At 34.6% G+C, this 24,183-nt stretch carries 19 protein-coding genes; all 19 read left to right on the top strand.

Annotated elements, in window-relative coordinates:
- The first annotated feature begins 53 nt into the window (after nucleotides 1-53).
- The 19 genes from ACFX4R_RS07550 to ACFX4R_RS07460 all read left to right on the top strand — a co-directional run bounded on the left by ACFX4R_RS07550 (nucleotide 54) and on the right by ACFX4R_RS07460 (nucleotide 24,082).
- Nucleotides 54-674 carry an acetyltransferase gene (locus ACFX4R_RS07550; protein ID WP_309141624.1) on the top strand — a complete coding sequence of 207 codons (621 nt, stop codon included), beginning with the start codon at nucleotides 54-56 and terminating at the stop codon, nucleotides 672-674.
- A gap of 55 nt (nucleotides 675-729) precedes the next feature.
- Nucleotides 730-1,845 carry a DegT/DnrJ/EryC1/StrS family aminotransferase gene (locus tag ACFX4R_RS07545; protein WP_218812787.1) on the top strand — a complete coding sequence of 372 codons (1,116 nt, stop codon included), beginning with the start codon at nucleotides 730-732 and terminating at the stop codon, nucleotides 1,843-1,845.
- Nucleotides 1,845-2,483 (top strand): sugar transferase, encoded by a 639-nt coding sequence (locus ACFX4R_RS07540; protein ID WP_256995880.1) that lies wholly within the window; start codon nucleotides 1,845-1,847, stop codon nucleotides 2,481-2,483. Before ACFX4R_RS07545 ends, ACFX4R_RS07540 begins: the two co-directional genes overlap by 1 nt.
- A 215-nt stretch (nucleotides 2,484-2,698) precedes the next feature.
- On the top strand, nucleotides 2,699-3,796 hold the full coding sequence (locus ACFX4R_RS07535; RefSeq protein ID WP_218812786.1) for a glycosyltransferase family 4 protein: 1,098 nt from the start codon (nucleotides 2,699-2,701) through the stop codon (nucleotides 3,794-3,796).
- A gap of 17 nt (nucleotides 3,797-3,813) precedes the next feature.
- Entirely contained in the window at nucleotides 3,814-4,392 is a 579-nt protein-coding gene (locus ACFX4R_RS07530) for an acyltransferase (RefSeq protein WP_218812785.1), read from the top strand.
- On the top strand, nucleotides 4,389-5,567 hold the full coding sequence (locus tag ACFX4R_RS07525) for a glycosyltransferase family 4 protein (protein WP_218812784.1): 1,179 nt from the start codon (nucleotides 4,389-4,391) through the stop codon (nucleotides 5,565-5,567). The genes ACFX4R_RS07530 and ACFX4R_RS07525 overlap by 4 nt, the downstream gene beginning before the upstream one ends.
- Entirely contained in the window at nucleotides 5,557-6,666 is a 1,110-nt protein-coding gene (locus ACFX4R_RS07520; RefSeq protein WP_377569255.1) for a glycosyltransferase family protein, read from the top strand. Before ACFX4R_RS07525 ends, ACFX4R_RS07520 begins: the two co-directional genes overlap by 11 nt.
- A gap of 17 nt (nucleotides 6,667-6,683) precedes the next feature.
- Nucleotides 6,684-7,973, top strand: a complete 1,290-nt coding sequence (locus tag ACFX4R_RS07515; protein WP_218812782.1) for a hypothetical protein — start codon at nucleotides 6,684-6,686, stop codon at nucleotides 7,971-7,973.
- A 252-nt stretch (nucleotides 7,974-8,225) separates the two neighbouring features.
- Entirely contained in the window at nucleotides 8,226-9,506 is a 1,281-nt protein-coding gene (locus ACFX4R_RS07510; protein WP_218812781.1) for a flippase, read from the top strand.
- A gap of 151 nt (nucleotides 9,507-9,657) precedes the next feature.
- On the top strand, nucleotides 9,658-11,034 hold the full coding sequence (locus ACFX4R_RS07505) for a UDP-glucose dehydrogenase family protein (protein WP_218812780.1): 1,377 nt from the start codon (nucleotides 9,658-9,660) through the stop codon (nucleotides 11,032-11,034).
- Complete coding sequence (locus tag ACFX4R_RS07500) at nucleotides 11,009-12,040, top strand: SDR family NAD(P)-dependent oxidoreductase (protein ID WP_218812779.1); 1,032 nt, start codon at nucleotides 11,009-11,011, stop codon at nucleotides 12,038-12,040. The genes ACFX4R_RS07505 and ACFX4R_RS07500 overlap by 26 nt, the downstream gene beginning before the upstream one ends.
- 273 nt (nucleotides 12,041-12,313) lie before the next feature.
- Nucleotides 12,314-13,066: a YveK family protein gene (locus ACFX4R_RS07495; RefSeq protein ID WP_377569251.1), complete on the top strand. Its 753-nt coding sequence runs from the start codon at nucleotides 12,314-12,316 to the stop codon at nucleotides 13,064-13,066.
- A complete protein-coding gene (locus tag ACFX4R_RS07490) occupies nucleotides 13,056-13,766 on the top strand; it encodes a CpsD/CapB family tyrosine-protein kinase (protein WP_377569249.1) in 711 nt (236 codons plus the stop codon). Before ACFX4R_RS07495 ends, ACFX4R_RS07490 begins: the two co-directional genes overlap by 11 nt.
- 668 nt (nucleotides 13,767-14,434) lie before the next feature.
- Complete coding sequence (galU, locus tag ACFX4R_RS07485) at nucleotides 14,435-15,316, top strand: UTP--glucose-1-phosphate uridylyltransferase GalU (RefSeq protein ID WP_028414262.1); 882 nt, start codon at nucleotides 14,435-14,437, stop codon at nucleotides 15,314-15,316.
- A 66-nt stretch (nucleotides 15,317-15,382) separates the two neighbouring features.
- The gene (locus ACFX4R_RS07480) at nucleotides 15,383-16,636 is read left to right on the top strand and encodes a glycosyltransferase family 4 protein (RefSeq protein ID WP_013055840.1); all 1,254 of its coding nucleotides are present in this window, start codon (nucleotides 15,383-15,385) and stop codon (nucleotides 16,634-16,636) included.
- Nucleotides 16,637-16,687: 51 nt separating this feature from the next.
- Entirely contained in the window at nucleotides 16,688-17,971 is a 1,284-nt protein-coding gene (locus ACFX4R_RS07475; protein WP_098399726.1) for a glycosyltransferase, read from the top strand.
- Between the two features lie 75 nt (nucleotides 17,972-18,046).
- Complete coding sequence (locus ACFX4R_RS07470; RefSeq protein ID WP_377569247.1) at nucleotides 18,047-20,773, top strand: bifunctional glycosyltransferase/CDP-glycerol:glycerophosphate glycerophosphotransferase; 2,727 nt, start codon at nucleotides 18,047-18,049, stop codon at nucleotides 20,771-20,773.
- A complete protein-coding gene (locus ACFX4R_RS07465; protein WP_041816510.1) occupies nucleotides 20,770-21,957 on the top strand; it encodes a glycosyltransferase family 2 protein in 1,188 nt (395 codons plus the stop codon). The genes ACFX4R_RS07470 and ACFX4R_RS07465 overlap by 4 nt, the downstream gene beginning before the upstream one ends.
- Nucleotides 21,920-24,082 (top strand): CDP-glycerol glycerophosphotransferase family protein, encoded by a 2,163-nt coding sequence (locus tag ACFX4R_RS07460; protein WP_098278332.1) that lies wholly within the window; start codon nucleotides 21,920-21,922, stop codon nucleotides 24,080-24,082. Before ACFX4R_RS07465 ends, ACFX4R_RS07460 begins: the two co-directional genes overlap by 38 nt.
- The last annotated feature ends 101 nt before the right edge of the window (nucleotides 24,083-24,183 follow it).

Genomic DNA, 24,183 nt, shown 5'->3' with positions numbered 1-24,183 from the left:
CTTTATTATAGAAGGTAGTAGTTTCATCTTTAATAAAATAAGGAGTAAATATTGTGGCTAAATTATTAATTTTAGGTGCAGGCGGTCATGGGAAAGTGGTATCTGAAATTGCTCAACTTATGGAACAGTGGGAAGAAGTTGCTTTTCTGGATGATAGAGAAGATATTTCAGAAGTATTAGGAATTCCTATTGTAGGTAAACTAGCTGATTTATCCGCCTTGAAAAACAAATATGAATACGCATTTGTAGCCATTGGTAGCAATAATGCCAGGGTTAAGTGGACAAAAAAATTAAGTGATCATAGTTTTAAAATACCAACCCTTATTCATCCTTCTAGTACAGTGAGCACAAAAAGTTCTATAGAAGAAGGAACTGTAATAATGGCAGGAGCAGTAATAAATCCAAATGCAAGAATCGGTAGAAGCTGTATTATTAATACAGCTTCTACAATTGACCATGACTGTCTATTACAAGATGGTGTTCATACATCTCCTGGTGCTCACCTTGGCGGCACTGTGAAAGTCGGGGAGCGGACGTGGATTTGTATTGGAGCTACTATTATAAATAATATTAATATTGGCTGTAATTCTATAATAGCAGCTGGAGCAGTTGTAACTAAAGATGTACCAAGCAATGTTTTAGTAGCTGGTGTACCGGCAGTTATAAAAGAATAGTTAACAATAATCAAACAAAATAGAAGATATCTTACGATGGAAGGAAGTCCATAATATGCGAGATAGAATTTTTCTTTCCTCCCCTCATATGAGTGAAGAAGGATATGAAATGGAATACGTAAAAGAAGCTTTTGATACAAACTGGATTGCTCCTCTTGGAGAGAATGTAAACAAGTTTGAAGAAGAGCTAACAATTAAAGTAGGTTCTAAATCAGCAGCAGCTTTATCTTCAGGAACAGCAGCTATTCATCTAGCTTTAAAAGCAGCTGGGGTAGAAGCTGGCGATATTGTTTTTTGTCCAACTCTGACTTTCTCAGCTACGGCAAATCCAATAATCTATCAAAATGCTACTCCAGTGTTTATTGATAGTAATGAAGAAACATGGAATATGTGTCCTGAAGCACTAGAGGAAGCTTTTGCAAAATATCCTAACGTAAAAGCTGTTATTGTTGTGCATCTTTATGGATTATCCGCTGATATGGATAGAATTACAGAGCTTTGTACAAAACATAATGTCCCTTTAATTGAGGATGCAGCTGAAAGTCTAGGAACTTATTATAAAGGAAAGCATACAGGTACTTTCGGGGACTATGGTGTTTTCTCTTTTAATGGTAATAAGATTATTACAACTTCTGGCGGGGGAATGCTTGTCTCAAACAATGAAGAAAAAATCTCAAAAGTTCGTTTCTGGGCTACACAGAGCCGTGATCAGGCAAGGCATTACCAGCACAGTGAATTAGGTTTCAACTACCGTATGAGTAATGTTGTTGCAGGTATTGGTCGAGGTCAGTTAAAGGTTTTAGATCAACGAGTAGAGAAAAAAAGAGAAATTTTCTCTTTTTATAAAGAGCAATTAGAAGGTCTTGAAGGAATAGTGTTTATGCCCAGCAATGAATGGGATAAACCGAACTATTGGTTAAGTAGCATGACTTTGAATGGTCAAATAAGACCTCTTGATGTTATGGAAGCATTAGAAAAAGAGAATATTGAATCAAGACCTGTTTGGAAACCAATGCATATGCAGCCATTCTTTGAAAAGTATGATTATATTGGTAACGGAACAGCAGAAAAGCTATTTGAAAATGGTGTATGTCTGCCGAGTGATACGAAAATGACCTCTGGTGACTTAGAGAGAGTAGTAAGTATTATTAAAAAGTTGTGGTGTGAATAATGCAAACTTCTAACAATGGTATTTATAGAGGGTACATAAAGAGACTTTTAGATATCATCTTATCACTAGTTGCAATTATCTGTTTAAGCCTTTTATTTTTAACAGTAGCTTTCCTTGTTCGAGTAAAATTAGGAAGTCCTGTGTTGTTTAAGCAGAAGAGACCTGGTATGAATGAGAAGATATTTCTAATGTATAAATTCCGAACAATGACAGATGAGCGAGATGAGGATGGAGAACTTTTGCCGGATGATGTACGGCTTACTAAGTTCGGAAAGTTTTTAAGATCAACGTCTCTTGATGAATTACCTGAGTTGTTTAATATTTTAAAAGGTGATATGTCATTAGTTGGCCCTCGTCCATTACTCGTTCAGTATTTACCTTTATACAACGAATATCAAAAACGTCGTCATGAGGTAAGACCGGGGTTATCTGGATTAGCTCAGGTGAACGGTAGGAATGCGATTAGTTGGGAAAATAAGTTTGATTTAGATATACAATATGTAGATCAAGTTAGCTTTATAAAAGATTTTAAGATAATATTTCTTACAATTAAGAAAGTCTTCATTAGGGAAGGAATTAGTTCTGAAACAGCAGCAACAGTAGAAGTTTTTCAAGGTAATAAATCCTCTATGAAATAAGCTGTTGTAATAAATGAAAAAATACTAATTTTCACTATCAAAATAGGTAATATACTGTACCTCTTTATTCTGATAAATTTGTATTAACTAGAATAAACGAGGTCTAGTATTCAATTTCTATAGATTTGTAGAATTGTATTTTAAAAAGTGAGATAAGCGCCAATACATAAGGCTTACATGATTATATGCTAGGTCTGGGCTGGGAGTGTAGTTTGATGAAAAAAATACTTATATTAGCAAATAACGACGTTGGTTTATATAAATTCAGAAAGGAATTAATTAGTGAATTAATAAAAAAATATAAAGTTTATATTTCTCTTCCTAATGGAGATCTCGTTCCTGAATTAGAGAAATTAGGGTGTGAGTTTATTGAAACTCCAATTAGTAGAAGAGGAACCAACCCAATAACTGATTTGAAAGTACTATGGAGGTATAAAAAGATTATTAAAAGTACTAATCCCGATATAGTCTTGACATATACAATTAAGCCAAATGTATATGGAGGGATAGTGTCTAGAATAAGTAAAGTCCCTTATATCTCTAATATTACAGGATTGGGAAGTGCAGTGGAAAATGGAGGAATTCTGCAGAAGGTAACTTTAGCTCTCTACAAACTGTCTTTAAAAAAAGCTCATTGTGTATTCTTTCAAAATAAGGAGAATGAAAAATTTTTAAGTGGCAACATTTCTATTGATAATAAGAGGTTAATACCTGGTTCAGGAGTTAATTTAGAAGAATATTCTCTACTGGATTATCCAAAATCTAAAGAGATTCATTTTTTATTTATTGCTCGTGTAATGAAAGAGAAAGGTATTGATCAATATTTAGAGGCGGCTGAATATATAAAAAAGAAGTACTCAAACACAGTGTTTAACATATTGGGCTCTTGTGAAGAAGAGTATGAAGAAAAACTCAAAGAATTGAATAATAAAGGTATTATTAGGTACCATGGAATGCAAAAAGATGTACAAAGATATCTTAGAACTTCCCACTGCACTATTCATCCTACTTATTATCCAGAGGGAATGTCAAATGTGTTATTAGAAAGCGCAGCCTCTGGAAGACCTGTTATTACTACGAATAGGAGTGGTTGTCGCGAAATAGTAGATGACAACGAGAACGGGTTTATTGTGGTACAACAAGATAGTAAAGATCTTATCCATAAACTTGAAAAATTTATTAGTCTAAGTTACGAATCACAAAAGGCTATGGGGATATGTGGTAGAAAGAAAGTTGAAAAAGAATTTGATCGAAATATTGTAGTGGCAGCATATATTAATGAAATTGAAAAAATTAACACGTCTATAAGTTGAAATTAAAGGAGTTTCTTATGGCAAGGAAGAGAGAGATAGTAAAAAAGTTTTCCTCATTAATAAATCTTCTAGTTAAGTTATCAAAAATATTACCTTCAAGTTTTTACTTAAGATTATTGAAATTAGTAAGGAACCACGATAACTATATAGCTATGTTGGTTAGATACATCTGCTTAAAAAACTGTGCTAAAAGTTGCGGTGATAATGTTGCGATATTTTCAAATGTTTATTTTTATCGTCTTCACAACTTAGAGATAGGGGATAATGTGAGTATTCATCCTATGTGCTATATTGACGCAGCAGGAGGAGTTAGTATAGGGGACGATGTCTCTATAGCTCATAGTAGTACGATTCTTTCTGAAGAACATATATATTTGGATTTAGAAAGAAATATAAAAGATCAGGGTTGTGAGTTTAGGGAAACTATTATTGAGAATAATGTATGGATAGGAGCAGGAAGTAGAATATTAGGTGGTAGCAAAGTTTGTTCTGGAAGTATTGTTGCTGCAGGTGCAGTAGTTAAAAATAAAGTGGAAAGCAACACAATTGTAGGGGGGATACCTGCAAAAAAAATTAAGGAAAGGAAAAGAGTATGAAGCTATTATTTGCTCATGACCACACGTTTTATAAGTATAAAGATAATTTTTATAGTACAGGAGGGCTTTCTAAAGCTGTACTAGAAAGGTATACAAAAATTTTTGACGAAGTTATTGTCGTTAGTAGGCATAAAAGGATATATGATTTTGATGATAAACTAACTTTAGCGTCGACTGAAAGAGTAAGATTTGTAGAAATCCCTAACTTTAAATCTATAAAAAGTCAGTTTAGAATTATTAAAGCCAAAAAAATTATTAGCCAAGAGATTAAAGAATGTGATTCACTGATTGCTAGATTACCAAGTTCTATTGGTTCACTAGCTACTTCTCTCGCTGAAAAAAGTGGAAAACCTTATATGATAGAAATGGTGGCGTGTCCATGGGATGCTTATTGGAATCACAGCTTAAAAGGAAAGGTTGTTGCTCCTTATGTGTATTTGACTACTAAACAGCGAGTGAAAGCTGCCTCTAGTGTGATGTATGTGACAAGAGAGTTTTTACAAAAAAGATACCCTAATAGTAAGATGACTATAGGCTGTTCGGATGTAGCCTTACCTCAATTGGACGCAAGTATTTTAGAGAGACGTTTAGAAAAAATTAATAGAATACCTAAAAATGATTCTATTATATTAGGGACGACAGCAGCTGTTAACGTAAGGTATAAAGGGCAACAATATGTAATAGAAGCTATTTCACTTCTTAATAAAAAAGGGTACAATTTTGAATACCATATTGTTGGAAGAGGAGATAACAGTTTTCTGAAATCAGTTGCTGATAAAGCAGGAGTATCTGATAAAGTTAAATTTTTAGGCTCTTTATCTCATGATAAAGTTTTTGAATATCTTGATAATATAGATATATATATTCAGCCTAGCAGACAAGAGGGATTACCAAGAGCTTTAGTAGAAGCGATGAGTAGAGGGTGCCCATCTATTGGTTCTACTACTGGGGGAATACCAGAGTTATTGAATAAAGAATTTATTTTCTCTAATGGATCTGTTGAAGAAATATGTAGAAATTTAGAGGCGATGAACCTTAAAGCGATGCATGAAGAAGCGATAAGAAGTTTTGAAAAAGCGAAAGAATATGATTATAGTAAGTTAGATGTAGAACGTAATAACTTCTATAAGGCATTCAGTCTAGGTATTAATGATGGAGGAAAAAATGAATCGTAAGAGAGTAATATATGTAGTGAAAGAAGCTTTGCATATGTATCCACCTTGTGTGTCCCAAATACTGCTCATGAACGACTTTGGCGTAGACATAACTGTAATCTGTGGAGAATGTGACCAACATTTGCTCAATGAATTTGAAAAAAGAAAAATAAAATGCATCATACTGGGAAATAAACGAATATCAATACCTCAATTAGGAAAGATAAATGCCTATTTAAGGTTTAGAAGAAAAGCTTGGAGAGTTATAAACCAATATAAAGACAAAAATACAGTTCTTTGGTTAGGTACCGTAGATAGTGCTATAGCGCTTGTGAATAAATATAAAAAAATGCCATACGTATTAAGTGTACTAGAGTTATATGATAAGTATCCTTTCTATCGTTTTATACTGAAAAGAATCATTCACAATGCTTCTGCGATCATTGCGTGTGAAGATAATAGAGCTAGGATAATGAAAACGTGGTGGAGTCTAGAGCAAAAGCCATACGTACTACCTAATAAGCCGTATCATCATCCTAAAATGTTAAAACAAGAACCTACAACCCCGGACTTAGAGGCTGCAATATCAAAAATTCAAGGGAAAAAGGTTATTGTATATCAGGGAATAATCTCTGCTGATAGAGATTTGGCAGTTTTAGCTCAGGCATTAAATGACATGAAGTCTGATTATGTGTTAGTGCTCATAGGTAAATCTTTCTACAATGGGGCAGATAAAGTTAAAAAGATATACGCAAACTCTATCTATCTAGGATATTTCCCAGCACCATTACATCTACAGATTACTAGTTATGCGCACATAGGTATAGCAAATTATGATGATTCTTCAATGAATAATTTGTTTTGTGCTCCCAATAAGATCTATGAATATACAGGTTTTGGGATTCCTGTATTGGGGAGTGATGTTCCAGGGCTGACCAGCACAATTGGAACTTTTTTAGCAGGAGAATGTGTAGATTTCTCAGATAAGAATTCAATAATTGATGGTATAAATAGGATTGAAGACAATTATGTAGTGTATCAAGAGAATGCAAGAAAGTTCTTCAAGAATACAGACAATGTGTCTAACATGAAAAAAATCTTATTAGATATTAATAGTTAAGAAAAAGGTTGTGCGAAATGGCGACAATTATTGATTGGATCCTTATTGTTATATCTTCAATACTTTTCTTCAAATCTTTAGGTAGGTTATTAAATTATAAATCTAAAACAATAGCAGATTATATAATAGTTGTTATATATATCTTTAATTGTTTACCTATCTTATTAGATAACACTATAGGAGTTCCTAAGTATACTGCATGGTTTATAAACTTTCAAATAGCATTAAATAATAACTTTATTAGAATAGTTTACGCTCTTTATATATTAGCTTCGGTAATTTGTTTATATATATATATAAAATTGTACAACCCTAAGAAGATAAATGTTTATAGGCAGAACAATTCTATTATATTTAAAAAAAGGGTACTTCCAATACTAGTTTATTTACCGTATTTGCATATTTTAGTAACTGGTAATATAACCCACTACTTTAGTTACGGAACAGCTGGAATACGCGGTTTAACAAGTACATTCTATCAACAAAATACTGCGTTAGTATTTATAAGTCTCTTCTCGTTTTGCTGTATGTTTTTTTGTAGAAAACTACAAAAATCTGATTATGTAATTTTATTTACTTATGCATTTTCTTTGATATGGATAGATGGAAAAAGATACATTGTTGTTACTCTAATAATTACATTTCTATTCTTCTTGTTAAATAGTGTTAATGTTGAGCATAAAAAACCCCCTATTAAGAAAGCCTTGGTGGCTATATTTTTAGTTTTGATTGTATTCAATTCTATATATTCTTTATATGTTAAACCGATAGCAGAAAGTTCCTCTGATTCAATGTACATGTCATATAGAATTGATTACGGAAGGGATGATGTTACAAAATTTGTTTTGTATAGAGAGCTCATATCAAATGATCCAATATTAGACTATAGAGGAGAAACTTTTCTTTCCACTATATTTACATTAGTACCTAGAACTGTATGGCCTTCAAAACCATACCCACATTATAGGTATTTGACATCAGCACTATATGGAACATCTTCTCCTCTAGATATACCAGCAGGTATGACACCGTCCTTATATGAGATGAGTGTCGCTAACTTTGGAGTTTTCTTAGGTATTATAACTACAATTTTTATTTTAATATTTTCATGTCTCTGGGCTGACAATTCTAAAAGTATACCTAGAAAAGGTCTGTATTTGCTATTAATTATAGGGTTACTAACTCAGAGTATGGATGCATTAATAGTATATATGGCTATTGCGCCTCTAAGCGCCTTTGCATCATGGGCTAAAAGGAGTGTAAAAAGCAAACATAGATTTAAAATTGAACAAAAAGTTAAAGTATAGTTTATCTAGGTTCAAGCAGTTTATTACAAAGGAATTCTACAAATAAATTATGATTTGAATAGAAAGCATGGGAGTTACTGAGTTGGTTAATACTGGAATATAGAGGGTTGGTGTATATTTTATTAAACAGGATTATTCCTAGCCAGCAAGTTTCTCAACCAAGAAACTTCTATATTACTACAGGCAATCATAGTAAATTAAATTCTAGTAAAAACTACCATTAACAAAAGCTTTAGAGATAGAGGGTTTAAAATGGTTTATAATATTAATTCTTTGCTAAAAAATAAAATCTTTATAAACGGTATGTGGTTGTATATATTACAAATCTTCAATACTGTACTTCCATTATTAACACTTCCATATATAACTAGAATTTTGGGGAGTTCTCAGTATGGGGTTTTCTCATTCTCGTTAACTTTTGTTACATATTTTCAAGTAATTGTGGAATATGGATTTAACTTGTCTGGTTCAAGGAAATTAGCACTCGCTTCTAATCAAGAAGAAAAAAGTAGAATTTTCACAAGAATCACAATGACAAAACTCATTCTTTGTGTAATATCATTTATAATAATGATTGTTACTGCTTTTCTACTTGGATTAAATGAGAAACAACTTTATTTGATTTTAATTTTATTCACTATCGTAATTGGTACAGCAATTCAACAAGTATGGTTATTTCAAGGGCTGCAAGTCATGAAATATATTACTATAATAAATGTACTGTCAAGAACTTTATCTGTTTTGCTCATTTTCTTATTAATAAGAGATTCTACACAAGTGTACTTGTATAGTGTCCTTTATGCAGTGACTTTTCTATTTAACGGAATTCTTAGTGCAACCATAACAAGGTATAAATTAAAAATACAGTTTACAAGTTTTTCTTTTAAAGATATTATTAACGAACTTAAAGATGGATGGCATATATTTACGACTTCAGCAATGTCAGTTGTGTTTAGTGGTATTGGAGTTACGGTATTAGGCTTCTCTAATAGTGACAGTACGATAGGAGTCTATTCAGCAATTCAAAAGGTTCCTTATATAATGATTATGATGTTTTCTCCTATAGGTCAAGCTATTTTTCCAAGGATAAGTCAAAAATTTTCAAATTCTTTTGATGATGGAATCAAAAGTGTTACAAGAATTTTAAGTATTATTCTTCCTATAATCGGTATAGTTAGTTTTATAATGATTATGTTCTCGAGTTCAATAGTCAATTTAATATATGGAAAACAATATTCTGCGTATCACTCTCTTATGCTTCCCTTAGTTCTTTGGTTTTTTCTAAGTATACTTAATAATTTTTTAGGGATTCAGAGCTTGGTTTCGAGTGGTTATCAAAAAGAGTATGGTATCGCTTTTAGAATAAGTGTAATAGCGATAGTTATTTTAAACATCTTATTAGGGTATAATTTTGGGGCATATGGAGTTGCTTATGCAACTATGTTTTCAGAATTTATTTTAACTCTGAGTTTGGTATATCAACTTAATAAGGTGAAAAGCAAGATACGAAGAAACTATTCAACATTATATTAATAAAAGCTTGGAGAAATCCTTATAAGCTTTTGTTAGATATCCTATTGAAACCAATTATGGACAGGTTAAAAATAGAGAAATAATACATCAAATTAAATATATCCAGAAATATTAAGGGAGAGTAAAATAGTTAGAGTGGAAGGTGAACCTTATGTACAACATAGCAGTAGCAGGAACAGGATACGTTGGTCTAGTAGCAGGCGTATGTTTTGCTGAAATGGGCCATCAAGTAACTTGTGTAGATATTGATCAAAATAAAGTAAATTTAATGAAGTCTGGTATTTCACCAATCTATGAAGCAAACTTACAAGATTTAATGATAAAGAATTATGAATCAGGAAATCTTAACTACACAACAGATTATCAATCTGCTTATAAAGATGCAGATGCTATCTTTATTGGTGTAGGCACACCAGAGCAACCAGATGGATCAGCTAATCTCTCTTATATTGCAACAGTAGCAAGACAAATTGCTGAATCGGTGGAGCAAGATTGTCTTGTTGTTGTTAAATCGACAGTTCCAGTAGGCACAAATGATAAAGTAGAGCAATTTATTCAAGATTTCTTAATCAATGATGTAAGAGTGGAAGTTGCATCAAACCCAGAGTTCTTAGCACAAGGGTCTGCGGTCCATGATACTTTACATGCAGAAAGAGTTATTATTGGAACAGAAAGTAAATGGGCAGAGGAGCTTTTACAAGATATTTATAAACCATTTAACCTTCCAATTGTCTCAGTAAATAGAAGATCGGCTGAGATGATTAAGTATGCTTCAAATGACTTCTTGGCATTAAAAATTTCGTATATGAATGATATTGCGAACCTTTGTGAATTAGTAGGAGCTGATATCCAGGACGTTGCTAAAGGAATGAGTTTTGACGAACGCATCGGTAGCAAGTTCCTAAATGCCGGTATTGGATTTGGCGGATCATGTTTCCCAAAAGATACAAAAGCATTAGATTATCTTGCAAAGCAAAATGGTTACGAGCTAAAAACCGTACAAGCTGCTATTAATGTAAATAAAGAGCAAAAGACCATGCTTTATAAAAAAGCAAGTCGCCGACTTATTACATTTAACGGTCTAAAAGTTGCTGTACTAGGTTTAACATTCAAGCCAGGAACAGACGATTTACGCGAAGCTGCTTCTCTTGAAAATATACCTTTATTATTAGAACAAGGCGCCGACATTTATGCATTTGATCCTGTTGGAGCAGAAAACTTTGCTAAAGTACATCCTGAAGGTCGCCATGGAAGAGGGAGTATTACTTACGTGTCTAATGTTGAAGAGGCAGTTAAAGAAGCCAATGTTTGCTTTATCTTTACAGAGTGGGATGCAGTAAAAGAAGTTGCGCCAAGTATGTATAAGAAGCTAATGAGAACACCATTAGTTTACGATGGACGAAATATCTATAGCGTGGATGAAATGGAACAAGTACAAGTAGAGTATCATTCTATTGGAAGAAAAACAGTAGAAAGACAAAATATGAAGGAGTCGAACGAACGTGAGCTACAACCAGCTAGATTTTAATAAGACATACCTTATTACAGGAGCAGCAGGGTTTATTGGCTACTTTTTATCTAAAAAGTTATTAGAACAAGGATGCACAGTTATTGGAATTGATAATGTTAATGACTACTATGATGTACAGCTTAAACATACTCGTCTGGAGCAATTGGAACCGCATGAGAAGTTTATGTTCTTGAAAATAGACATTTCAGATAAAGAAGCTCTTACGAATGTATTTAAAGAGCATAAGCCAAGCATTGTCGTCAACTTAGCTGCTCAAGCAGGGGTACGATACTCAATTGAGAATCCTGACGTGTATATGCAAAGTAATGTTATTGGTTTCTACAATATCCTTGAGGCATGCAGACACTATCCCGTAGATCATCTAATCTATGCTTCTTCAAGCTCTGTGTATGGTGCTAATAAGAAAGTTCCATTTGAAGAAAGTGATTTTGTTGATCATCCGGTATCACTTTATGCAGCAACTAAGAAATCTAATGAATTAATGGCTCATACTTATAGCCACCTATATAACGTTCCAGCTACAGGACTTCGATTCTTTACAGTATACGGACCAATGGGACGACCAGATATGGCTTACTTTGGCTTTGCGAATAAGTATTTTGCTGATGAGCCAATTAAGATATTCAATAACGGTGACTTTGAGAGAGACTTATATAGAGATTTCACCTATATTGATGACATTGTAGAAGGAATTGAGCGTTTACTTCTTAATCCTTCAGTTGGAGAAAATAACGTCCCTCATAAAGTGTTTAATATCGGAAATAATAATCCAGAGAAATTAATGGTTTTTATTGAAACTTTGGAAAAATGTTTAAGTAAAGCTCTAGGCAGAGAGGTAGTATTTGAGAAAATATTTGAGCCTATTAAACCGGGGGATGTTCCGGCTACATATGCATCGACGGAGTTGTTACAAAATGCTGTAGAATTTAAGCCGGAGACTTCCATAGAAGAAGGATTGCAAAAATTTTCCGATTGGTATGTAGGGTATTATATTAAGAAATAAATATTATCCTGAAAATAATATTTTGAGATGAATGAAACTGGATACCAAAAGGGAATAAGCGCTAAAATTGAAAGGTGTCTAAAATTAATTAAATAAAACAACAACATAAAAGTAAATAATTTTATATTGTTGTCGATATAAAAATGGCGAAGAAAGAGGGAAAATGTAAATCTTTAGTTATAGTTTACAAGAATTCGTAGTTAAAACAACTTTTGTCAATTATAATCAAGAGTATACAGATTTTTTAGAAGTTACTAAATTCGGAGGTCAACTATGGAAGAGACAATTAGTTTGCGAGAGTTGTTTGCAGTGCTTCGTAAGCGTCTTTGGCTTATTGTACTGATTACCATTATCGCAGCAACCGTAAGTGCAGTAATTAGCTTTTTTGTGCTGACGCCTGTGTATCAATCGAAAACGCAGATCTTAGTCAATCAAGCGAAAAGCGATGAACAGTTATATAATACACAAGCTGTTCAAACAAATATACAGCTTATTAACACGTACAATGACATTATTACAAGTCCGGCTATTTTGGACAAAGTCATTAAAGAACTGAAGCTTGATGAATCGGCTCAAAGCTTAAAAGGTCAAATTCAAGTAACAAGTGCCGAGTACTCTCAGGTAGCTCAGATTGCCGTACAAGATACAAGTGCGAAGCGTGCGACTGATATTGCAAATACAACGGCTTCTGTTTTCCAAAAAGAAGTACCTAAAATTATGAATGTAGACAATGTAAGCGTGCTGTCAAAAGCAACGCTTGTTGAAAGTGTCAGTCCTGTTAAGCCTCAGCCTCTTATGAACGTTGCAATTGCCATCGTTTTTGGGTTAATGGCGGGTATCGGTCTATCGTTCTTGCTGGAATACTTAGACAATACGGTAAAAACAGAACAAGATATTGAAAATCTTTTAGAACTGCCCGTTATGGGAGTTGTGACAACGATTAAAGATGTACCAAAAGCAACCAACGTACAGCGTCCGGATTTAACTGCTCGCGTACCGCAAAGAGGTGAGACGTTTGGCTCGTAAAAAGAAAGAACAAAAAAATGATAAAATGCTGACGTTAAAGAGACGTCTGCTCGCTCATAACAGTCCGAAAGATCCGGTGGCTGAGCAGTACCGCACGATTCGTACGAACATTCAGTTTTCAGGAACGGACGAAGAGATTAAATCTCTTTTACTGACTTCGAGCGGACCTTCTGAAGGAAAGTCTACAACAGCTGCTAACTTAGCTGCTGTTTATGCCCAGCAAGGCTTGAACGTGCTGCTTATTGACGGAGATTTACGAAAGCCGACGGCACATTATACGTTCCGTTTGGAAAATCATACGGGTCTTACCAATGTGTTAACGAAACAATCACAGCTTGGACAAGCGGTTCAAAGTACGGAAGTGCCGAATCTTTACGTCTTAACGAGCGGTCCAATCCCTCCAAACCCTTCTGAACTTCTTGCTTCTAAGCAAATGGGAGAGGTGCTTGCTGAGATGAAGGAGCGGTTTGACATGGTTATTTTTGATACACCGCCGATTTTAGCCGTAGCGGATGCTCAAATTTTAGCTAATCAAGTAGACGCTTCTCTTTTAATTGTAAGCAGTTCGAAAACGGAAAAAGATGCAGCGTTAAAAGCAAAAGAGTTGCTAACGCAGGCAAAGTCAAAATTGCTTGGAGCGGTTCTTAATAATCGTAAAATGGAAGAAGGAAATTATTACTACTATTATGGAAGTAATTAACCTATTTTCTTAAATAACAGGCAGGCTTTCTTATAAGGCGTCGAAACCAAAGCGGTTTCGGCGCCTTATTTTTGTTTGCTGTTTTTCAGGCCCCTTTTAGGTTCTGAAAAGCTTCTTTTTTGGCTTGGGAGGTGTTCTGTTCCTAATTTTCCCTTAGCGATTTATATAAGGAAAGAAAGCATTACATTAACTGAGGTAGAAATTTCGACAAAAAAAGACATAGAAATACTTACTGTAATGTGCTAATATGAATATTGCTTTTGTTAGGTCTTAAGGCATATGAAAGGAAGATAAAAATTTCATTGCTATTTTAATTTGCCGCTTTTTTCCTATATGCATCCAGACTTATTACTTGATAAGATGAATGAAATTACGCTTAAAACAGCCGTGTCAGAAGGTCTGACATAGTAAAATGTGTTATTTTGCGTTCTAGCATGCATATTGATGTACTGAGGAAAAAGATATATTACTATATGTGTAGAAAAAAAGAACGTTTTGTAAAAGAAAAGATAGCTAGTTTGGACGGATTTACAAGTGCAAACCAGCCCATCCTTCTTTTTTGCTTTTAGTGCAAAATTTATCTAATGAAGTCAAAATACGGGTAGTGGACGCGGTTTTTAGCGAAAAAGCTCGTACAGACACAACTACATAATAAAGGAGAACATAACATGCAAAAAGTAAGAAAAGCGATCATTCCAGCAGCAGGGTTAGGAACACGTTTTTTACCTGCTACAAAGGCAATGCCAAAGGAAATGCTTCCGATTGTAGATAAGCCTACTATTCAATATATTATTGAAGAAGCAATTGAGTCAGGTATTGAAGATATTATTATCGTAACGGGTAAAGGCAAGCGTGCGATTGAAGACCATTTTGACAACGCTCCGGAGCTAGAACAGAACTTAGCTGAAAAAGGTAAATTTGAGCTGTTGGAGAAAGTTCGCCAGTCTTCAAATGTTGAAATTCATTATATTCGCCAAAAAGAACCAAAAGGATTAGGGCATGCAGTGTGGTGTGCACGTAACTTTATTGGCAACGAGCCGTTCGCTGTTCTTTTGGGAGACGATATTGTACAGGCAGAAACACCTTGTCTGCGTCAATTGATGGATGAGTATGAGCAAACGTTATCTTCAGTGATCGGTGTGCAGACTGTTCCTGAAAATGAAACGCATCGTTATGGTATCGTAGATCCTTCTTCAAACAAAGGCCGCCGCTACCAAGTAGAGTCATTTGTTGAAAAGCCAGCAGCAGGTACAGCCCCTTCAAACTTAGCGATTATGGGCCGTTACGTATTCACTCCTGAGATTTTTAAATTTTTAGAAGAGCAAGAAATTGGAGCGGGCGGAGAGATTCAATTAACTGATGCGATTCAAAAGCTAAACGAAATTCAGCGCGTGTTTGCGTATGATTTTGAAGGCAAGCGCTATGACGTAGGAGAAAAATTAGGCTTTATCCAAACATCACTGGAGTTTGCTCTTCAGCACGAAGATTTGCGTAAAGATCTTCTTGTATTTATGGAGCAGCTGCTAAAAGAGCAGCAAATCAAAGCTTAAACAGAGAAACCTGCCGGTAGCTTATTTCAGTAGGCTGCCGGTTAAGTAGTATTGGGGTGAAGCTTAATGACAAAAAAAGTACTTGTGATTTCTCAACATTTTTATCCGGAAATCGGAAGCGCCGGAAACCGGATGAAAAACGTATATAAGCTCTTAAAAGAAAATGATTATGATGTAAATGTTTTGACAACTGAACCAACGTATCCCAATAAGAAGATCTATAGCGATAGGCAGTTTTGGGACGATGATTCATTAGATGAAGAAAATGATGTTACACGAGTAAAAGTAGCCAATCGCAAATACTCTAGAAGCATTATTAACCGCTTATGGTACTACTTAGAAATTGCGTTTCGAATGATTTTATTTATTTTATTTGACCGTAAGAAATATGATGTTATTTTTGTGACGTCACCTCCTATTTTTATTGCGGTTGTCGGGTTAGTAGCGAAGTATCGGTACCGAACAAAAATGATTCTAGATATAAGAGATTTGTGGCCGGAATCACTAAAGGGAGTCGGGGTTTTTAATTATCGGTTTATTATTTATATTTTCAGTAGGCTAGAAAAACTTCTGTATGTAAAAGCCGATAAAATTATCGTAAACAGTCAGCGCTTCAAAGATTTTATCATCGGTAATTACCATATTCCTCTAAAGAAAATCTCTTTTATGCCAAATGCCGCTCGCCAAGAAGAAATCTCTCCGATTGAATCAGGTGATGGGCCGTTTAAAGTCATGTACGCAGGAAATATTGGCTTGGCTCAAGACGTCACCATCTTAATGGAACTAGCGAAAGAATTAAATGAGTATGATATTCAGCTCACGGTGATGGGCTACGGATTTAAAAAGCGGGAATTTGTGAAGTTTGCAAAAGAACATAATCTTTCTAACGTGAATTTTATGAAGCCTTCTACCCGTAAAGAATGTTTAAAGACAATTTCAACTCATCATATTGGAATTGTTACTCTTAACGGCAAGGAAGTATTTGAAACGGTATTGCCTGGGAAAATTATTGATTATATGACGTGCAGTCTTCCTATTGTTGGAGCCGTATCCGGTTATGCTAAAACCATCATTGAAACAACAGAAGCAGGAATTGTAGCTAACTCTCATGATGCAGAAGAAATGTTAAAACATATTTTATACCTATATCAGCGTCCTTCTCTGCGAAGCGAAATGGCACTAAACAGTCGAAAGTATGTTCAAAAACATTTCCTGTGGGAACGAAATATCAATGTGTTAATCAATCTGATTGAAAACAGAGTACCTGCATATGAAGAGATGGGTCCTGTAGAAACGAGAGAAAAAGCCGAAGTTTTATAATTACATAGAATCTTCACTATGAATATCTAAAAGTAACGACGGAGGATAAAGATGTCTAAGAACGTATGTATGTTTGTGTGGAATCATTTTACCAATGATGCCCGTGTCTTAAGAGAATGTTCTTCATTAGTAGAAGCCGGCTATAATGTGGATCTCATTGCGATTCATGACCGGAAAAATCCACAGCTTAAAAAGAAAGAAGAGCGTAAGGAAGGTTTTACTGTTATTCGTGTCAACAACCAGTTTCCATTATTACAAATGCTTCTTGGAGCTGCCCGACGTTTGAAAAAAAGTATTCCTTTGCAGCTGCTTGCTTTAGTTATACTTGGCTTAGGATTATGGAAACTGACAGTTATCACGTTACTCGTAGCTGTTCTCCTTGGACTGTTTGTGACGCCAAAAGCTCGAACGTTTATGGTTAGAGGTTATATTGCAAGTCAAATGGTGAAGTATGGGTTAAAAAAGAAATATGATATTTATCATTCTAATGATTTAAACACGCTTCCTCAAGGCATTACATGTGCAAAAATTTTGCGCCGGAAAAAGCTAGTCTATGATTCTCACGAAGTGCAAACGAGCCGCACTGGGTACAACAGTCCTATTTACGGAATAATGGAAAAACTTTATATTAAGTTTACGGATGTGATGATTGCTGAAAATCATACGCGTGCTAAATATACAGAAGACTTGTACAAGCTGTATCCGCAGGTTGTTCATAATTACCCGTTTGTTGTGAAGCCAGAGCTGAGTCAATCTGTTAATCTTCATGAGAAGCTGGATATTCCTTCTACTGAACCAATCCTTTTATACCAAGGTGGTGTTCAAGTTGGTAGAGGTCTTGATAAGCTGATAGAAGCAGCACCGCTGTTCAAACGAGGCGTGCTTGTATTCATTGGTGACGGTCGTATTAAACCCCAGCTTGAGAAAATGGTGAAAGAGCAAGGACTTGAAGATCGTGTTAAGTTCTTAGCCAAAGTACCGGTGGAAGATCTGATGCATTATACAAAAAATGCGTATCTTGGTTTCCAAGTATTAAATAACATTTGTTTTAACCATTATTCAGCGTCTTCCAATAAATTATTTGAGTATATGATGAGTGCGGTTCCCGTTATCGCCTGCAGCTTCCCTGAAATTCAAAAAGTAGTAGAAACAGAGGAAGTAGGAGTATGCGTCGACTCGCATGATCCAGCGTCGATTGCCAACGGCGTTAACTACTTGCTTGATCATCCTGAAGAACGTGAACGAATGAGCGGTAATTGCTATCAAGCTCGTGAAAAATATAACTGGAATAATGAAAAAGAAATTTTTATCGACATCTACAAAAAGCTGGCATAATTGTCAGCTAGAATTTTAACCTTCTAAATGTGTGCAGCATCATCACTAATTTTTACAAGAATAGGAATGAGCAACTTGAGTAAATATAAAGTCACCGTCGTGATTGTAAACTATAATAAAGAACCCTATATTTCTCAATGTATTGAGTCTGTTATCAATCAGTCTCTGCAGCCAATTGAAATCATCATTGTAGACGATGGGTCAACAGATAACAGCGGCATCATTTCGAGCCGATATGCTGCAGCACATCCTCATATTCGTTATCTCACTCAAGAAAATAATGGAGTAAGCTCGGCCAGAAACAAAGGCTTATCTTACGCACAAGGCGAGTATGTTGCCTTTTTAGATGCAGATGATTATGTATCGGCTGATGCCTATGAAAGGCTGTATAAAGCCGCAGTACAATCAGATGCAGATACTGCTGTAGGAAACTTTGAATGTTTTAATGAGTACCGCACTTGGCACTTGGCTTATATGAAGAAAGTCTTTGCGAAAGGCCTTCCTGCCGTACGGCATATTTCTACCCACAAAGAACTGCATCTCACGCCTTCAGCAAGCAATAAATTATTTAAAAAAGATCTTCTTATTCAGCATAGCATTTCTTTTGATGAAGATTTACATGTTGGTGAAGATCTGTTATTCACTCAAAAAAGCCTCTACTGCTCGCTTAAAACGGTAGTAGAAAATAGTGACGTTTTATATTACCGAGTTAATGACAATGAAATGACACTATCAAAAAATAGTACTCTTTCATTTTTTAAACAGCTAGTAATGGTACAGCAAAAATTAAAGAGTTTATACGGTACTCTCAATGAACGGTCTCTGCTTCACGAAATCGAAAAGAGACAGGCAGAATTTTTCTTTAACTCTCTTTTTACAAAGGGTCCTAAGCTGCCGAAGAATCATTTGAATGAGCTGTTAGATATAAGCAGCAGCTTTTTAGATACGCTTGTTCATCGTGAAGTAACGTCCAGCCTAGACAGCAAAAGTCAGCTGCTCACACAAATGATTGTACAAAGAGATTATGAAGAGTTTATGAACTTAATGTTTTCTTTTTGTAAAGATGAATCTATAAACGAGGTTTTTTTGGAAGAAGGTCTGTTTTACAGCTCTTTGGCCAAAACATTTCCTAGATATAAGCAGTACTTAGAAGTGAAGCACGTAGAAGTTGAACAGCGAATTGAAGTGATCGAATTAAAAGACGGACAGCTAACACTTGGCGGCTATGCGTTTATTAAAGGCTTATCTGCTCAAGGAATGCAAAAGGACTTGCTATTTAAATACCGAGGTAAAGAGAAAGCAGTTTCTTTGCAGCAGGATTTACGAACAGACGTGAGTTATATATTTTCACATAATCAAATTGATTACCAAGACGCTGGCTTTAAAACGATTTCTCTCAACGTACTGGATTTTCTTAAGCAAGGTGAGTGGCAAGTATATATTCGTTTGACTGTGAATGATGTAACAGTGGAAGAACCAATAAAAGTGATGTTAGCGCAGCTGCGAAATCGTACGAAAGCCCATGTGGTGAATAATATTCAAATTAAAACAGCATTTAACACACGCTCGCAAATGACAATCAGCTTAAAAAAAGTAAGCATGCTGGAAAAATTAAAGTCTTTTGCTGTTCAAGTAAAAAGAGATGTCCGATATGATGCAAGCTTCTTGAAGGCTAAGGATTACCATACGTTTTCAGCGATTCTATTATATAGAATGTTTCGTTTATTTTATGTTAAAAAACAAATTTGGCTGATTGGTGAGCGAAAAGATACGGCTCAAGATAATTCTTATCATTTATATCACTATATTCGAAAACATCATCCAAACGTTAATATTTATTATGTAATTGATAAGCAATCTCCAGATTATCAATTTATCAAGCATTTAGGAAATATTATTCATTTTAATAGTCTGAAGCATACGTTTTATTTACTCATATCTCATAAAACCATTAACAGCTACGTTGAAACTTCTAATATGCATACGGAATCGTATAAGAAAATTATGAAGTATTATCCAGAGTGGCAGCAAAATGAAAAGATTTTTATTCAGCATGGTGTAATTGGTGTTAGCCGGGTTAATCATGTTCTTCATAAAAATAGAATGAACTATAGTCAGTTTGTCGTTTCTTCACCGTTCGAAAAAAAGCACGTTATGAAAGAATTTGGTTATAGCGAAAACGAGGTAATTGAGACGGGGCTTGCACGCTGGGATGCGCTTGAAGATACAAGCACAGGCAAAGAAATTCTCATCATGCCAACATGGAGAAGCTGGATTAAAACAGAGCAGCAGCTGTTTACATCCGATTATTGGAAACGCTATTTGTCTCTGCTTGAAAACGAAGAATTTCACCGTTTTCTTGAACAAAAAAATTTAACAGTTACGTTCTTTCCGCATTATCAAATGCAAAAATTGATTGGAGAATTTCCTGCTTTCCATCCTAGAATCACGGTCGTGAAGCAAGGAGAAGAAACTGTTCAAAACCTATTAAGAAGTCACAGTATGCTGCTTACTGATTATTCGACTGTATCGTTTGATTTTGCTTATATGAATAAACCAGTTTTATTCTATCAGTTCGATTATGATGACTTTTATTCAAAGCATTATAATGAAGGTCCTATTAATCATAAAAAAGATTTATTTGGAGAGAGAGTAGAAACGGAAAAAGAAGTGATTCAGCTATTAAAGCAATTTCCTCACTTTTCTATTCATAAAGCTAATAAAATTCAAAATTATGTTGTAAAAGAACATTCTCATAGCAATTTACTATTCAACCAATTGAGTGGAGGGAATTATGAATGAATAAACCATTAATTACAGTTATTCTACCTATCTACAATGTAGAAAGTTATATCGAAGAGTGCTTAAACTCCTTGTTGAATCAAACAATCGGCCATGAAAAATTGGAAGTCCTTATGGTTAATGATTGTTCTACGGACAACACAGCTGAGATCATGAATCAATATTCTCAGAAATACCCTCATTTTAAATCCATTCACTTGGCGGAAAATACGGGCGCACCCGGAAAGCCAAGGAATATTGGCATTGAAAAAGCAACTGGTGAATATTTAATCTTTTTAGATCCCGATGATTATATTCCAAATGATGCGTACGAGGCTCTTTACAAGGTCGCTAATGAAAATAAATCAGACTTTGTAATGGGGAAAATGGTGAGTTTTGACGATGAAGACGGCAGAGAGTATGAGCATATTACATTTAAAAATTATTTGTTACATAAGCAGTACTTGAATGCAGATATAAAAAGCGTTCCTTTCTTTCTGCAAGTGAAAACAGCCGTTTATTTAAAGCTTGTGAAAACATCATTTATTAAAAAGCATAACATTTCATTTGTAGAAGGCATGAAAAACGGCGAAGACAAATACTATGACATGCAGCTTTTCACTAAAGCAGCTAAATTTAGCTATATCCCGAAGGTTATTTATATGTACCGAGCAAGAAATGATGCAAAAAACTTATCATTAACGCAGCGAGATATCGTGAGTACAGTTGAAAATGATGTGAAAGCAGCAAAGCTTGTAAAACCGATGCTTGGCAGCCAAGAATACACGTATTTTCAAATTAACGCGCTGAGATCCCTATTATGGAAGCTGTGTGATCCAGACTTTAACCGTCTGCAAATGGATACAAAACTTTATTTGATTAACTTGGTTAAAGACGTTATTAAAGGTTATGATAAAAAGTTAATTGAAAAATATTTAAAGCTTGAAGGTCCTTTTATCAGTTTGATAGATAAAGGGTATATAGATGAAGCGCTAGAGTATAATAAAATGCTTGTTTCGAGACGCTGGTGGTACAAGCAAGGTATCGAACTGCAAGCAGAGTACAAGAAACATGCCAAAATCAGAAAAAGCTATTCATGGAAAATGACAAAAATCTTACGCAGCCGTAACTTTAAATTGAAACAACTAATTAAGAGGAGATATATAAATGAAAGTCAGCATAGTAGCACTTTTGCAGGAAAGTAATCTTACCAATTTTATTGATACTCTTAATAGATTAAGAGAACAAACGATTGGGTTTGAAAACATTGAATTGATAATTCTTGATCAAGCCGTTGAAAAAACGTCTCAGGAAGTAATTGAGCTCTCTAAATTGTCTCAGGAGGCCAACATACATGTACAAAAAGAAAGCGAGGTGAACTTTGCTTCTTTAAAAGGAAAGTACATCAGCTTCTTTGATTTTAATTATAGTATTTCACCTCATTTGTATAGTGAGCTATACAATACAGCAGAAAAAAAAGGACTGGATTTTGTATCAGCTAATGCAGATTCAACGGTGAAAACAAATATGGATGCATCAGCTGATGTTATAAAAAAAGGATTTAATGCGTTAACGTCTTTAAAATTAATAAAAAAAGACACCCTGCTTCAGCATCCGCAGTTAGTATCTAAATCTGTCACAAGTACAGCCGTTGAAGCTTTTCATTTTCTCGTCTATACAAAAAAGCTTTCTTTTAACTACATCGGTAAATTAAAATACAAAAATGGGTTTACTTTTGATGAAGATTATATCAGCTCATCGATTGGACAGATTGGCGAGGTTAACCGGGCGTTGCAAATGCAGGCACCTAAGGAATTAAACGAAGCCATTAAATTTCAACTTTTAACTCATATGCTTTATTTGATTGATAAAAATACGTTTACAAATAACTTAACAGAAGAAAAGCAAACGATTGCTTATAATGAGCTAAGAAGTCTATTAGCTTTATTTAGCTCGCAAGAAATCAAAAGCTGCGGTATAGACGGATATATTCCGATTTTTAAGATGCTCGATAAGAACCTGGACGAAGAAGCTACTGAGTATATTAAATTACTAAGAAGTAAGCGTCATTGGTATGAGCAAACAAATAAATATAAGCAGTATTTTAAAAAGAACCCGTACAGCTTAGAAGAGTCGCTTTCCTGGAAAGTAACCAAGCCTTTTAGAAAAGCCAGCAGCATGCTTCGCAGCTTAAAACAATCTCTATACAAAGGGGTTTTACTAGCTGCCGCTAGTCTGGTTAAGGTATCGTTGTTTAACCGTAAAGTATGGCTTGTAGGAGAACGTGAAGATCAAGCAGAAGACAATGGTTATTTTTTCTTTAAGTACTGCCGAGAACATTACCCAAATCAAAAAGTCTATTATATTATTAACGAGGATTCTCCTCATCTTGACAAAGTAAAGAAACATGGAAATGTCATTCATCATTCTTCTTTTAAGCATCAGCTATATATGCTGGTGGCTAGCACTTACATTAGCGCATGGACGTTTGAGGAGTGTTCATATCCAAGGCCGAAAGAAACATTTAAAAAGTTATTTAAAAAGCAGCTGGCTAAAAAATACAATATCTGCTTACAGCATGGTGTTATTATTCATAATATCTCTCCTTATTTACATAAAGAGAGATACAATCAAAACCTTATTATTTCGAGCTCTGAATACGAAAAGAAAATTATTCAAAACACCCTGGGCTACAGCGAGAATGAAGTTGCTGTAACAGGTTTAGCTCGTTTTGATAATCTTCACGAACTGGATGTCAAAAAACAAATTTTAATCATGCCAACATGGAGAAGACATTTATTCAAAATTAATAAAAATAGCTTCTTAAAATCGGATTATTATAAAGCTTACAAAAACCTCATTACCAATCAAGAATTTTTAGAAATGATTGAACGCCATAACATTCCTGTGAAGTTTTATATTCACAGCCAAATGCAAAAATTTATGGATCAGTTTGTCATTGATCATCCGAACATCGAATTTTTAGTTAAAAGTACAGCTACTGTTTCAGAGCTCTTAAAAGAAAGTTCGCTGTTAATTACGGATTATTCTTCGGTATCAAGCGATTTTTTGTATATGGATAAACCGGTTATTATGTATCAGTTCGATCCGCACAATAACCACCATACACAAGTAAAAGAAATCCAATACAACCATCTGGGAATGATTGTTTCAAATGAAAATCAATTAATGTCAGCTATTGGATCAGTGGTGAACAACGATTTTAAAGCAAACAAGCAATATCTTGAAAATTCACAGCGGATTTTTAAATATAAAGATCAAAATAATTGTCAGCGTATTTATAACGTTATTAAGCAAAAAACGTCTTAATGATTTATAAAAGCAAAAGCTCTGGTCAGCATGAAGAAAATGCAATAGTTATGTTGCATTTTCTTCATATAAGAAGCTCTTTTTATACGAAGAGAAGTCAT

Source organism: Priestia sp. YIM B13490 (genome assembly GCF_042787735.1).
Taxonomy (GTDB): domain Bacteria; phylum Bacillota; class Bacilli; order Bacillales; family Bacillaceae_H; genus Priestia; species Priestia megaterium.
This window is presented reverse-complemented; position numbering and strand designations above follow the sequence as displayed.

Excerpts from the sequence above, each read along its gene's own strand:
- ACFX4R_RS07545 (WP_218812787.1), top strand. The coding sequence starts at position 730 with ATGCGAGATAGAATTTTTCTTTCCTCCCCTCATATGAGTGAAGAAGGA.
- ACFX4R_RS07540 (WP_256995880.1), top strand. The coding sequence starts at position 1,845 with ATGCAAACTTCTAACAATGGTATTTATAGAGGGTACATAAAGAGACTT.
- ACFX4R_RS07535 (WP_218812786.1), top strand. The coding sequence starts at position 2,699 with ATGAAAAAAATACTTATATTAGCAAATAACGACGTTGGTTTATATAAA.
- ACFX4R_RS07530 (WP_218812785.1), top strand. The coding sequence starts at position 3,814 with ATGGCAAGGAAGAGAGAGATAGTAAAAAAGTTTTCCTCATTAATAAAT.
- ACFX4R_RS07525 (WP_218812784.1), top strand. The coding sequence starts at position 4,389 with ATGAAGCTATTATTTGCTCATGACCACACGTTTTATAAGTATAAAGAT.
- ACFX4R_RS07520 (WP_377569255.1), top strand. The coding sequence starts at position 5,557 with ATGAATCGTAAGAGAGTAATATATGTAGTGAAAGAAGCTTTGCATATG.
- ACFX4R_RS07515 (WP_218812782.1), top strand. The coding sequence starts at position 6,684 with ATGGCGACAATTATTGATTGGATCCTTATTGTTATATCTTCAATACTT.
- ACFX4R_RS07510 (WP_218812781.1), top strand. The coding sequence starts at position 8,226 with ATGGTTTATAATATTAATTCTTTGCTAAAAAATAAAATCTTTATAAAC.
- ACFX4R_RS07505 (WP_218812780.1), top strand. The coding sequence starts at position 9,658 with ATGTACAACATAGCAGTAGCAGGAACAGGATACGTTGGTCTAGTAGCA.
- ACFX4R_RS07495 (WP_377569251.1), top strand. The coding sequence starts at position 12,314 with ATGGAAGAGACAATTAGTTTGCGAGAGTTGTTTGCAGTGCTTCGTAAG.
- galU (WP_028414262.1), top strand. The coding sequence starts at position 14,435 with ATGCAAAAAGTAAGAAAAGCGATCATTCCAGCAGCAGGGTTAGGAACA.
- ACFX4R_RS07480 (WP_013055840.1), top strand. The coding sequence starts at position 15,383 with ATGACAAAAAAAGTACTTGTGATTTCTCAACATTTTTATCCGGAAATC.
- ACFX4R_RS07475 (WP_098399726.1), top strand. The coding sequence starts at position 16,688 with ATGTCTAAGAACGTATGTATGTTTGTGTGGAATCATTTTACCAATGAT.
- ACFX4R_RS07465 (WP_041816510.1), top strand. The coding sequence starts at position 20,770 with ATGAATAAACCATTAATTACAGTTATTCTACCTATCTACAATGTAGAA.
- ACFX4R_RS07460 (WP_098278332.1), top strand. The coding sequence starts at position 21,920 with ATGAAAGTCAGCATAGTAGCACTTTTGCAGGAAAGTAATCTTACCAAT.